The sequence below is a fragment of the Desulfovibrio sp. ZJ369 genome (genome assembly GCF_011039085.1).
Lineage (GTDB): Bacteria > Desulfobacterota > Desulfovibrionia > Desulfovibrionales > Desulfovibrionaceae > Desulfovibrio.
Genome location: NZ_JAAKEI010000052.1, coordinates 1 through 12285, shown reverse-complemented (window position 1 = coordinate 12285; position 12285 = coordinate 1). Strand labels below are relative to the sequence as shown.

Genomic DNA, 12285 nt, shown 5'->3' with positions numbered 1-12285 from the left:
GAAGGCCCGTACCCATGAAGAGCTTTATGCGGTAGTAGCGAAAGCCCTGAGCATGATCACACAGAATGATGCCCAGGGCTGGTTTGAATCGTGCGGGTATGAAAAAATTTAAAGTTAATCTGCTCTAGCTCATTTCATGAGCAAATTGCTCGAAAGTGAAATTCTCTAGCTCAGATTCTTGAGCTTTTCCAGCAAGATGGCCGCTCTGGCCTTGCCGATGCCGGGCAGAGAGCGCAGATCCGCCAGAGTGGCGGCGCGCATGGCCTCCACGCTCTCGAATTTCTCCCAGAGCATGCGCGCCGTGGCCGGGCCGATGCCGGGCAGGCGCATGAGCTCGCCGGAAAGCGCTGCGCCTCTGCGCGCCCGGCGGTGGCGGCCGATGGCGAAGCGGTGCGTGGCGTCGCGCACATTCTGCAAAAACAGCAATTCCGGGCCACCTTCGCGCAAGGGCAGAGGATTGGCGCGCCCCGGCACGAAAATCCTGTCAGCCACATTGCCCGCGCGGCGATCGGCCTGCCCGTGCTCGTCCCTGGCCTTGGCAATGGCCGCCAGACTGAAGAGGCCTTCCTGCCCGGCCTCGGCCAGGGCCCGCTGAATCACAGCCAGTTGCGCCCGGCCGCCGTCAATGAGCAGCAGATCCGGCCAGGGCGGGCCGCTTTCCAGCCGTCGCGCAATCCAGCCATGCAGGGTGGCGTAATCGTCGCCGCTGTCCGGCATGGCAAAGGCCCGATACTGCGACCGGCTTGGGCGGCCGTCTTCAAAGACGACCAGGCCGACCCTGGTCTGGCGGCCCCCGGTATGTGAAACGTCCACACATTCAATGCGCCGCGGCGCGGCCGGGAGGCGCAGGGCGGCGGCCAGACGCTCCAGAATGGAAAGCTCATCCTGGTTTTGGCATCGGCGCGCCTCTTCGCGGGCATTGGACTGGGCAATGTCGATCAGGCGGTTGTCCGCGGCATGTTGCGGCGGCACAATACGCACCGGCCCGCCCCGGCGATCCGCCAGGGTCTGCTCCAGAAGCTCGCGCCCGGAGAGCAAGGCGGCATTTGCCGCCTGCGCGGCCTCCTCCACGCGATCCGGCGCGGCGGGCAGATCCTGCCCGTGGCGCGCCGCTTGCTCCGGCTCTTTTGCCGCGCTGTCCGCGCCGTCTTCAGGGTCGGATTCCAGATCCGGCGGCAGCCAGGGCAAAAGCACGCGCGGCGGGGGCGTGGCCTGACTGTAATACTGGCTCACAAAGGACCAGAGCAGTTCGGGCGCGTCCTCAAAGCTCAGCCCCGGCCAGTAAAAGGCCCGGCCGTCGGTAACCGCGCCGTTACGCACAAAGACAATGCCCAGGGCAAGGCCCTTGTCCGCAGGGAACAGGCCTATGGCGTCCATATCGCCGCCGCCCGGCAAGACAGCGGCCTGGCGCTCCACCGTACACTCCACGGCCCGAATCTGGTCGCGGAGAATGGCGGCTTTTTCAAATTCCAGTTCCTCAGCGGCCTGATCCATTTCCGCGCGCAGCTCGCGCAACAAGGGCACGGCGCGCCCCTGCAGCAATTCGCAGACTTTATGCACGGCCTCATGATAGGCCTGCGGGGTGATCAGCCCCATGCACGGGGCCGGGCACTGGCCCATAAAATGATAGAGGCAGGGCCGTACCCGGTTTTTCATGGCCCGATCCGAACAGCGGCGCAAGGCAAAAGCGCGGTGGAGGATCTTCCAGGTCTCGCGCGCGGCCAGGGCCGAGGTGAAGGGCCCGAAATAGCGCGCGCCGTCGCGGCGGGCGCGGCGCACGGTTTCCAGCCGCGGAAAGGGATGCTTGAGATTGAGCCGGAAGAGCACATATTGCTTGTCGTCGCGCAGCACAATATTGTAATGCGGGCGATACTTTTTGATCAGGCTCGCTTCCAGAAGCAGGGCTTCTTTTTCGCTGGTGGTGGTCAGATACTCCAGGCTTGCGGCATGGGCCAGCATGGCCCGTGTCTTGGCGGGCAGGCCCTCCGGCCGGAAATAGGAAAGCACGCGTCGCCGCAGAATGCGGGCCTTGCCCACATAGATGACCCGGCCCCGGTCGTCCTTGTACAGGTAAACCCCGGGAGCCTGGGGAATGGTGGCAGAATCGGGTTTTTGCATGGCGGAAGGGTTCAGGTGAAGGACTCTCCAAGCCAGAGCGTTTGCTACTTTCATGAGCAAAGCGCTCTGGCAAAACGCTCCGGACTGAAGCGGCCCTGATGCAGAGGCACAGAAAAAGGGGAGCCTTTCGGCCCCCCCATTTTTCATAGATCTTGCTGCGCGTGCGCTCTTTTAGAAGGAGTACACGAAGCTCAGGTTGACGTTCCAGGGATCGCGTACCTGGTCGCTCTTACCGTTCATCGTGCTGTTGCCCCACACGGATTTGGAGTTATCCAGCCAGGTGGCCAGGTAGGCGGCGTCCAGCATCACGGTGAAGTTTTCGTACATCTGGTAGGTGTTGGTCAGGCCGATTTCCAGGGCGCTGTCATCCGTGGTCATATACAGCGGATCCATGCCTACAGCCTGCATGTTGGGCCCGACGATGCCGCTGTCGCGGAAGGGCTCATAGCCCCTGCCCACAATGTACTTGGCCATCTTGGGATCATTGGTGCCGCCGATGTAGTTCACGCGCAGGGTGTGCTTGAGGTCTTCCACAAAGCTCACATCCTTCACGCGCGCGCCAATGCCCCAGGTGCCGCTCATATTGTAGCCGAGAATGGCTTCACGGGCGATATAGGGGTTGCCGTGGAAGGCAAAGTTGGAGAAGCCGTTGTTGGCGTTGTTCACGCTCACGCTGGGCAGACGCTCGGAGCCGTTGGACGGATCGTCGTCGTCGCCGGAGGCGTACCAGCCGTACAGGCCGGGAATACCCCAATCCAGCTTGTACTCGAAGAGCAGAGAGGCCAACCAGCCCTGACGGTTCAAATGGCTGTCGTCATACTGCACGCCGCCATAGTTGAAATCCCAGGCCACACGGAAGGGATCCCAGAGGGTCACTTCGCCGGTCAGGCCGGCCCACCAGGCGTCGCCGTAGGAGGACAGCTTCTTATCCACGGGCGTACCGTCCTTGTGCCTGGCGCCGCCCGCCGGGAGCATGCCGGCCATGTAATTCAGACGAGAAGCGCTCTTGAAATCTTTATTACTCAAATTGCCGAAGTAACCGTCCGCATCGCGGAAGGCATTGGGACCGATGCCCGCGTACATGGCCCAGGGGGTCACTTTCACGCCTTCAAAGGTCAGGGGCAGAATCAGGCTGAACATGTCCACGTTGTCCATGTAATACTTCCTGGAACCATCCGCCTCGCCATCGAAGTTGTCGTTGAAGGGGCGGGCCCACAGGGCGGTCAGGGCCACGTTGTCGTTGAACTTGTAGCTGAGAACCACGCCGGCCACGTCGTCGTTCAGCACATTGCTGCCCGTGGTGAAGCTGGGCAGGGCCATGCCCTGAATGCCCATGCGCACCTTCAGGTCAGTCTGGGGCACCATCCAGTCGAGGTAGGCTCTTTTCACCTCGACGACATTATTGCCGTCCGCGCCCAGCGCGCCGCCCTGGTTGGCCCTGCCCCAGACCTGGTCGCCGATTTCAAAGAAGACCGTGCCGGACAGGGCTTCGGAAGCCACGGCGTCCAACTGCAGGCGCACGCGCTGGCGGGCCTCAAACTCGTCCTCATTTTTGTAGCGGTGGGTGGCCTGGTTAAAACCGGTCATGCCGTTGCCGCCGGTGAAGCCGCCGTTCTGACCGTAGTCAAAACTCATGATCCACTGGCCTTTGGCTTTGAAGTCAATGGCGCTGGCGCCTGTGGACGCGCCGAACACCAGGCCGGCCGCCAACAGAAGAGTAGCGATCTTTTTCATGGTTAACCTTCCTTTCTTTTGCCCCCTGGCGGGGACGATTTGTCTTTGTGAACACCTTGGAGGCGGTTTCCCGTCGCGAGCAGACTATATAAAAGCGCCGCCCGCATTGCAAGTCTATTCGTGCAAAAATTTTTACTCTTTAGGGGGCCAGAAATGGCTGAAAATTGATTTTTCTTATAAAATCACCATATTAAATTTTTTCGGGACAGAAAAAATTTTTTTCTGTGAAGCGATCAAGGCCGCGGCAGGCTTCCCGCCAGGCGGCGGGAACCGGGCGCAGGGGCGCGCCGCGCGCCGGTTCAAATTTTTTCGGGTTCCGCGGGCGTTCGCTGCGCCCGATGCTGGTCAGGCCAGCCCGGCCGCCAGTTGCCCTTCAAAATAGGCAATGGTTTTTTTGAGCCCTTCCTCCAGCGACACCTGGGGCTCCCAGCCCAGCCTTTCGCGGGCCAGCGTGATGTCAGGCCGCCGTTGTCTGGGGTCGTCGCCGGGCAAAGGCACATGGCTGATGGGCGAGCTGCTGCCTGTCAACGCCACCACCTTTTCCGCCAGTTCCCTGATGGTGAACTCGCCGGGATTGCCCATGTTCATGGGGCCCGTAAAATCGTCGGGTGAGGCCATGAAGCGCAACATGCACTCCACAAGATCATCCACATAGCAGAAGGAGCGGGTCTGGCTGCCGTCGCCGCAAATGGTGATCGGCTCGTTTTTGAGCGCCTGAATGATAAAGTTGGAAACCACGCGTCCATCGTTGGGATGCATCTTGGGGCCGTAGGTATTGAAAATGCGCCCCACTTTAATGGGCAGACCGCCCTGTCTCCGGTAGGCGAAAAAGAGGGCTTCGGCGCAACGCTTGCCTTCATCGTAGCAGGAGCGGATGCCGTTGGGGTTCACATGGCCCCAGTAGTCCTCGGTTTGCGGGTGCACTTCCGGGTCTCCGTACACTTCGCTGGTGGAAGCCTGATAAATGCGCGCCCCCAGCCGTTTGGCCAGGCCGAGCATATTAATGGCCCCATGCACGCAGGTTTTTATGGTCTGCACGGGATCATGCTGGTAGTGCACGGGCGAGGCAGGGCAGGCGAGGTTGTAAATTTCGTCCACTTCCACATAGAGCGGAAACGTGACGTCATGGCGGATCAGTTCAAAACGCTTGTGGTCCATGAACTCTTCCACATTGGCCCGCGCGCTGGAAAAGAAATTGTCCACGCAGAGCACCTCATGGCCCATGTCAAGCAGCCGCCCGCACAGATGCGACCCCAGAAAGCCGGAACCGCCGGTGACCAGAACCCGTTTACGCAGATGCATGTTTCCCCCGAAATGCTAGGCTGGTGCCGGACATGGCCGATGCAATCCCGGCATCTGAAGATGGCTGTTTTCGCCCGGACATTGCATACGTCAGCCCGAACGTGGGGCATGTTAGTCTAACTGCTTTCCACTGGCAATGTCCGTTCGCGGGCAGGCGTCCTTCGACGCTCTTGCGCGGCCCCCGCGTGGTTGCTATCTTGCCTCGCGAGGTTACTCATGGGACACAAGAAAGTGGAACGCATCGATCCCCTGACTCTGGCGCTGCCCCTCGCCGGCGTGGACAGTCATGCCCATCTGGACGGCCCGGAATTTGATTCGGATCGGGATATGGTTCTGGCGCGCGCCCGCGCTGCCGGGCTGCGTCAGGTGGGCAACGTCTTCCTGGGGCCTGAGGAGTTCGCAGCGCGACGGTCTTTTTTTGACGCGCATCCAGAGGTCTTTTTTTTGCTGGGCATCCATCCGTGTGAGGGGCAGCGCTGCACACCCGCCAGTCTTGCGGCCATGCGCGCGGCTTTTGCGGCCGAGCCGCGTCTGCGCGCCGTGGGCGAGATCGGTCTGGACTTTCACTGGCAGGACTGCCCCAGGGAGATCCAGTTCAGGGCTTTTGCCGCGCAACTGGACATGGCGCGTGAACTGGGCAGGCCGGTGGTCATCCATTGCCGCGAGGCTGAGGATGAATGCCTTATGATCCTGGAATCACGCGGCTTTGCAGGCTACCCGCTGCTCTGGCATTGTTTTGGCGGCGGCAGCGCGACGGCCCGCCGCATCCTGCGCAACGGCTGGCATATTTCCGTGCCCGGGCCTGTGACCTATCCCGCCAATGAGGATCTGCGCCGCGCCGTGGCCCTGATCCCGGCGGATCGCCTGCTGCTGGAGACAGATTGCCCCTATCTCGCGCCCGTACCCTGGCGCGGCAAACGCAATGAGCCCGCCCTGAGCGTGTTCACTGCCCGGACCGTGGCCGCGGCGCGCCATGAGGATCCGGAAGACCTCTGGCAAAGCTGCGGGGACAATGCGCGGCGCTTTTTCAACCTGCCCGACGCCCCGGCGAGCTGAGCCGCGCCCGAATCCCGCAGCGGGTTCCGTACTTTTACAGTACTTTTTGACGCGGGTAAAGAAATCGACCCTTTTTCTCTTCGCCTCTTTTAGAGCGTTTCAAAAGCAATATGCCCCAGGGAGGGCCGCCTATGCAGTTTCTGGTGTTTTCGTCGCTTGATCCCACCTTCAATCTGGCTCTTGAGGAGCAACTTTTTCTTTCCCTGCCTCCCGAACATCCGGGGCTCTTTCTGCTGTGGCAGAATGCGGCCTCGATCATCGTGGGCCGCCACCAATGCACGGCCGAAGAGGTCAACCAGGCTTTTGTCAAACGCGAGGATCTGCCGGTCGTGCGGCGCGTCAGCGGCGGCGGCGCCGTGTATCATGACACGGGCAATCTCAATTTTTCCTTTATAGAAAATGCCCCCGGCTGCGAAAAAGTGGATTTCAGGCGCTATCTTGCGCCTGTGCGGGAGGCTCTGGCCGAGCTGGGCGTCAGGGCCGAAATCTCCGGCCGCAATGATCTGGAAGTGGACGGCCGCAAAATTTCAGGCAGCGGCCAGTTGCTGCGCCGGGGCAAGGTGCTGCATCACGGAACGCTGCTTGTGAGCGCGGATGTTGCGCGCATGGCCGAGGCGCTGACCGTGGATCCGGAAAAAATCCGCTCCAAGGGCGTGGCCTCGGTGCAGGCCAGGGTCTGCAATATTGCGGAATACTGGACGCCGGGCACGGACATGGACAAGCTTAAAAACTGCCTCCTGCGGCATTGCGCCGACTGCGCGGGCCGCCTGGACATGCGGGATTATGCCGCGGCCCAGACTTTGGCCGACGCCAAATACCGGCAATGGAGCTGGAATTACGGAGCCTCGCCGGCGTTTACCGAGAAAAAGCGCGAGAGATTCCCCTGGGGCAGCGTGGAACTGCGCAGATCCGTGCGCCACGGCAGGATCGTCGATTGCCGGGTGTACGGCGATTTTTTCTCGGCCGCGGAAATCGGGGAACTGGAAAATATCCTCTCCGGGCTCAGCCCTGAACCGGAAATTCTGGCCAAAGCCCTGGAAAACGTGCCCTGGGAAAAGTATTTCAGCGGCTGCGATCCCGCGGCCATGCGACGTTTTTTTATGGAGTAAGAGCCGCATGCCTTCTTCTGGCAGCGGTGCCCGCGCTTTCGGCTGGTTGCGGCTGCCTGCCGCCTGCCGGGGGGATTCGCCTTTGAGATGATTTCCGTAAAAAATTCATTTTCCTTTTTCATGGCTGAGAAAGGATTTTCACTCTCAAAGTCCCTCACATATTTTCATGGATAGCCCAAAAATTATCAATAAAAACAAATAAATATCTTCATCATTTTTATCCCGAAAATCCATTTTGGATAATGGACGGATAATCATCTTCCCTTTTGAGGGATTCGCCGTTATCATGCTTCCATGAACGACGTAACTACCCGAAAATACATAAAAATAAAGTTTGAAGGCGTTTTCTATCGCCTGTCTTCCAAGAAACGCAACCCCAAGACGGGAGAGCCGGATCGCATCTACTGTTTTTGCTATACCGATGCTCAGGGCAAGGGGCACTGGAAAACAGTCGGCAGGCACAGTGAGGGTGTCCGGCCCGCATTGGCCAAACGTGAACGGGCAAAATTCATTGCCGAAATCGCCGATACCGGCATAGACCCCGCAGCCCGTGACAGGGTAACGGTCGGGCAGCTCGTGGACGCCTACCTCACATGGGGCCGCAGTGAGGGGAAATACGTTGACCAGCACTACAGCCAGTATCGCGCCCACCTCAAAGCTAAAATCCACGATCTGCCTGTTTCCGACTTGAGTGCCGGATTGCTCTCCAATCTCAAGGCGAAACTGCTCGCTACCCCAAAGGGCAACACAAAATCCAAAAAGAATGTTGCTGTCGAGTCCGTGTCCAGGGCGAAGCCCCGGAAGACTCTGGCAGGTCAAACCGTAAACTGCATTTTCAGCTTCCTGCGATCCGCCATCAACCGGGGCATAGCTACCGGCGCATGGAGTGGCGCCAATCCCCTGTCCACCAGGGGAGGCACATGGAAAATGGTCAAGCCCGATAATGAACGATTGCGCTTCCTCACGCGGGATGAAGCCAAAGCTCTTCTGGATGACCTTGAAAAGCGGCATCCGCAGTTGCACGATATGGTTTTGCTTTCCCTGCGAACCGGCCTCCGGCCTGCCGAAATGTTCAAACTCAAGGGGCAGGATGTGGACGCCAACGCCTGCGGCCTCTACATCCTCCAAAAAGGAGGAAAACGGGTTTTCGTCCGTGTGCCGGAAGATATGATCAGAATGCTCCAGGCCTACAATCGCAAGTCTGCTGAACCGATCTTCCAGCAGCCCAGGAAAAAGGTCGCGTTCAAAAAAACTCCGGCTTGCTTCCAAACCGCAGTCAGAAAGCTCAACCTGGCCCCTGAGGACGGCGACAGCCTGTACGCCATTACCCTGCACACCATGCGGCACACCTTCGCCTCGTGGTTGGCGCAGTCCGGGCAGGTCACGCTCATGGAGCTGCAAAAGCTGATGCGTCATAAAAATATCACCATGACGATGAGGTACGCGCACCTCTTTCCCGGACAGGAAAGCGAAAAGCTGTCGATCATCGAAAGTATTCTGGTCTGAAGCCGTCATACGCCAGAGCCGCCAAAGGTTTTTCCCCGTTTGGCGATGCTGTGGCATATGGGGCTTTCTGGCGGGAGTGGCAGGATTATGCAAATCGCAAAAATAGAGCGTTTTGCTAGAGCAGTTAGCTAATTTCATTAGCAAAACGCTCTAAAACACCGTCCGCGAAAAGCCGATTTTTTTTCGGCCGGCAGGGCGCAAGGCCAACATTGGGCGAAGCTGTATTGAACATACCGCAAGGTCAATGTTGGCCTTGCAACGCCGCCGGACGGAAAAAGGCGGCTTTGCATGGCTTACTGAGGGCTGACCCTGCCCCCCCCTCCGGCATCCCGGCCTCGCGCAGCGCCACGCCTTGCAGGAAACAAAGCCTTGCCGGCCACGGGGCGCGGGCTGCGCAACAGCCTGCCGCGACCGGGCCATGTGCCCCGGCCGCGCCGCCAGGGAAAGGCCCGGCCTTTCCCCACCGCCCCGGCCGCTCTCCGGCGTCGGAGAAGATTGCCTTTGAAATGCCGTGCATTTTCCATTATCATTATGCCGAAAAATACGCTTTTTGTTGAAACATACGCCGCGCGCAAACGCAACAGGGCCGTGCAGGAGCTTTAGAGCAGATTACCTTTGACTTTTTATGAAAGTCAAAGGTGGCATTCAGGCGAAAAACGCGGTTTTCGCCTGAATGTACGCCGCGTTGCGGCGGCTGCCGCTTTCGCGTCAGCAGAGCATTTTCAAAGAGAAAACGCTCTAACCTTGCAGTGCGCTGGAGTCGCGTATCCGCGGCACTCCGGGGATTTCGGCCATGAGAACGCTTTCACAGGCGCAAAAGATTCTCCGTTTTCTGGAGGCGCATTCCGGGCAATCCTTTACCGCCCGGCAAATAGCCACGTTTCTGATCACCGAATACCCGGCCGAGTACGCGCGCAAACGCAGAAACCCCCGCTTTGCGGACGACAAGGCCTTTCTCTCGCAGATCATTGCCGAAATCGGCTCGCAAAAAGATACGCTGATCCGCGGCAATCCCGCGTTGACCTGGCAGGACAGGCCAAAGCCGCGCCGCTACTGCATTCCTCTCCCGGCCGGGGCCTCCACGGAACAGGCCTGTTCCGCCGAGGTGGCGGCCAATGCCGAGCAGCCCGGAGATGCCGCGTTGCAGGAGCAGGCGCTCTATCCGCTGCTCATCAGCTATCTTTCATCGGAACTGCGTCTGTATTCCCTGCGTATTCGGGAAAGCTGCTCGCACAATGCGCGGGGCGCGGGCGGCAATCAGTGGCTGCATCCCGATGTGGCCGCCATGGAGCCTGTGGATGAAAAATGGAACAAATATACCCGCCAGTGCGTCAAGCTCAACGGCAGCACCAGCGTGCGGCTGTGGTCCTTTGAAGTCAAGAAAACGCTGACCCTGGGCAACGTCCGCAAGTGCTTTTTCCAGGCTGTCAGCAATTCGTCATGGGCGCATGAGGGCTATCTGGTCGCCACCGGCATCGCCGAGGAGCGCGTGGAACAGGAATTGCGCATGCTTTCCTCCCTGCACGGCATCGGCGTGATCCTGCTTGATCCCGAAAATCCCTCGGAGAGCGAAATTTTTCTTCCGGCGCGCCGCCGCATTGATGCCGATTGGCAGTCCATTGACCGCCTTGTCAAAGAAAACAGCGACTTTCAGGAATACATGGAGCTTGTCTCCGCCTATCTGCAAACAGAAAGATTGCGGGAAAGAGACTGGAACAGATAACGGACCAACCGCTGAAGGAATACTTATGAGCCACGATCTTTCCTGTTTCAAGGCCTATGACATCCGGGGCCGTGTGCCGGAGGCGCTCGACGCGGGCCTTGCCCGCGCCCTGGGCCAGGCTTTTGCGGAACTTCTCAAGGCACGCGAGGTAGTCATGGGGCGCGACGCGCGGCTCAGCGGCCCGCTTCTGCGCGCCGGGCTGGCCGCCGGGCTGGCCGCGGCGGGCGCGCGCGTCACGGACCTGGGGATCTGCGGCACCGAGGAAATCTACTATGCCGCGGCCCGGCAAAATTTTGACGGCGGGATCATGATCACCGGCAGTCACAACCCGGCGGACGAAAACGGCTTCAAGCTGGTACGCGCCGGGGCCGTGCCCCTGAGCGGCGATTCCGGCCTGCCTGAGCTCAAAGCCCGCGTTGCGCAGCTTTTGGGCGAAAGCGGTCCTGCCGAGGCGGATGCGAGCGCCGAGGCGCCTTCTGTCAGGCAGGCCTCCTTCCGGTCGGCATACGTTCACTGGTTGCGGGAATACAGCCGCGCGCCGCACGCCGCGCCGCTGAAAATCCTGGCCGACGCGGGCAACGGCTGCGCCGGGCTCGTGCTGCGCGAGCTCGCGCCCACCCTGCCTTTTGACCTTGTTTTCCGGAACATGCAGCCGGACGGGCATTTTCCCAACGGCGTGCCCAATCCCCTGCTGCCGGAAAAACGCCGGGCCACGGCTGAGGCCGTGCGCGCCGTGGGCGCGGATCTGGGCCTGGCCTGGGACGGCGATTTCGACCGCTGCTTTTTTTATGACGAGGCGGGCAACTTCATCGAAGGCTATTACCTCATCGGCCTGCTGGCCAAGGAATTGCTCGCGCGCTTTCCGGGCGGCACAATCGTCCATGACACGCGCGTCTACTGGAACACGCGCGACGTGGCGCTGGCCGCAGGCGGCACGCCGGTCATGGGCAAGACCGGGCATGCCTTCATGAAGGAACGCATGCGCGCCGAGGATGCCGTTTACGGCGGCGAAATGAGCGCGCATCACTACTTCCGCGACTTTGCCTACTGCGATTCCGGCATGCTGCCCTGGCTGCTGGTCACGGCCCTGCTCGGCCGCACAGGCACAACGCTCTCCGAGCTCACGGCCGAGCGCATGGCCGCCTATCCCTGCAGCGGCGAGATCAACCGCCGGGTATCCGACGCTCCGGGCCTGATGGCCAAGGTGCGCGCCCGCTACGCGGCCAGGGCGCTGCACGAGGATCATCTGGACGGCGTGAATCTGGAATTTCCCCAGTGGCGCTTCAACCTGCGCATGTCCAATACCGAACCCCTGCTGCGCCTGAATGTGGAAACGCGCGGCAACCGCGCCCTGCTGGAAGACAAGACCGCCGAAATCCTGGAGTTTCTGGACGCAGAAGGCCAATCGGCCTGAACGCCTGCGCCTGTCCGCAACAGGCGCGGCTGTCCGCCCTCCTGCGCGCGGCCGCTCTTGCGTATGTTTCCCGCAGTGAGCCGCAAGACGGTTTCAGATGCCTCGCGCGTTTCGCCGCTTTTTTCGGCGCGGCCGCGCCGATCCTGAAGCATCATGCTTTTGAAACGCTCTTCGGGCCGGAGGCGCGTGGAAATGCTCTAGAGCATTTTGCTTTTAACTTTTTACATATCCACAGGATTTAAACCATCCTTCAGCGTCTTTTTGTGTGATACAACTTAATGCTTTTCCAATGGATTTATACAGTTCATCACATGTTTTTGCTT

10 protein-coding genes are annotated in these 12285 nt (G+C 60.1%); 6 read left to right on the top strand and 4 right to left on the bottom strand.

The window, feature by feature from the left end; genetic code table 11:
• Positions 1–165: 165 nt before the first annotated feature.
• Both uvrC and G7Y51_RS12045 read right to left on the bottom strand, forming a co-directional pair.
• On the bottom strand, positions 166–2118 hold the full coding sequence (uvrC, locus tag G7Y51_RS12050) for an excinuclease ABC subunit UvrC (RefSeq protein ID WP_165177822.1): 1953 nt from the start codon (positions 2116–2118) through the stop codon (positions 166–168).
• 171 nt (positions 2119–2289) lie between these two features.
• The gene (locus G7Y51_RS12045) at positions 2290–3852 is read right to left on the bottom strand and encodes an outer membrane homotrimeric porin (protein ID WP_165177820.1); all 1563 of its coding nucleotides are present in this window, start codon (positions 3850–3852) and stop codon (positions 2290–2292) included.
• Between G7Y51_RS12045 and G7Y51_RS12040 the strand changes: the two genes are divergently transcribed.
• Entirely contained in the window at positions 3851–4234 is a 384-nt protein-coding gene (locus tag G7Y51_RS12040; protein ID WP_165177818.1) for a hypothetical protein, read from the top strand. The two genes, G7Y51_RS12045 and G7Y51_RS12040, sit on opposite strands and share 2 nt — an antisense overlap.
• Here the strand turns inward: G7Y51_RS12040 and G7Y51_RS12035 are convergent.
• Positions 4198–5154 carry a UDP-glucuronic acid decarboxylase family protein gene (locus G7Y51_RS12035; protein WP_165177816.1) on the bottom strand — a complete coding sequence of 319 codons (957 nt, stop codon included), beginning with the start codon at positions 5152–5154 and terminating at the stop codon, positions 4198–4200. The two genes, G7Y51_RS12040 and G7Y51_RS12035, sit on opposite strands and share 37 nt — an antisense overlap.
• Before the next feature lie 216 nt (positions 5155–5370).
• Between G7Y51_RS12035 and G7Y51_RS12030 the strand changes: the two genes are divergently transcribed.
• Positions 5371–6210, top strand: coding sequence for a TatD family hydrolase (locus G7Y51_RS12030; RefSeq protein ID WP_165177814.1), 840 nt, complete (start codon positions 5371–5373; stop codon positions 6208–6210).
• A 131-nt stretch (positions 6211–6341) separates the two neighbouring features.
• Positions 6342–7319 carry a lipoate--protein ligase gene (locus tag G7Y51_RS12025; RefSeq protein ID WP_165177812.1) on the top strand — a complete coding sequence of 326 codons (978 nt, stop codon included), beginning with the start codon at positions 6342–6344 and terminating at the stop codon, positions 7317–7319.
• Positions 7320–7463: 144 nt separating this feature from the next.
• Here the strand turns inward: G7Y51_RS12025 and G7Y51_RS12020 are convergent, their stop codons facing one another.
• On the bottom strand, positions 7464–8342 hold the full coding sequence (locus G7Y51_RS12020; RefSeq protein WP_165177804.1) for a hypothetical protein: 879 nt from the start codon (positions 8340–8342) through the stop codon (positions 7464–7466).
• Here G7Y51_RS12020 and G7Y51_RS12015 point away from each other — a divergent pair.
• The 3 genes from G7Y51_RS12015 to G7Y51_RS12005 all read left to right on the top strand — a co-directional run bounded on the left by G7Y51_RS12015 (position 8247) and on the right by G7Y51_RS12005 (position 11962).
• Positions 8247–8825, top strand: coding sequence for a site-specific integrase (locus G7Y51_RS12015; protein ID WP_241160241.1), 579 nt, complete (start codon positions 8247–8249; stop codon positions 8823–8825). The two genes, G7Y51_RS12020 and G7Y51_RS12015, sit on opposite strands and share 96 nt — an antisense overlap.
• A gap of 793 nt (positions 8826–9618) precedes the next feature.
• On the top strand, positions 9619–10548 hold the full coding sequence (locus tag G7Y51_RS12010; RefSeq protein ID WP_165177808.1) for an HrgA protein: 930 nt from the start codon (positions 9619–9621) through the stop codon (positions 10546–10548).
• Positions 10549–10573: 25 nt separating this feature from the next.
• On the top strand, positions 10574–11962 hold the full coding sequence (locus tag G7Y51_RS12005; protein ID WP_165177806.1) for a phosphomannomutase: 1389 nt from the start codon (positions 10574–10576) through the stop codon (positions 11960–11962).
• The last annotated feature ends 323 nt before the right edge of the window (positions 11963–12285 follow it).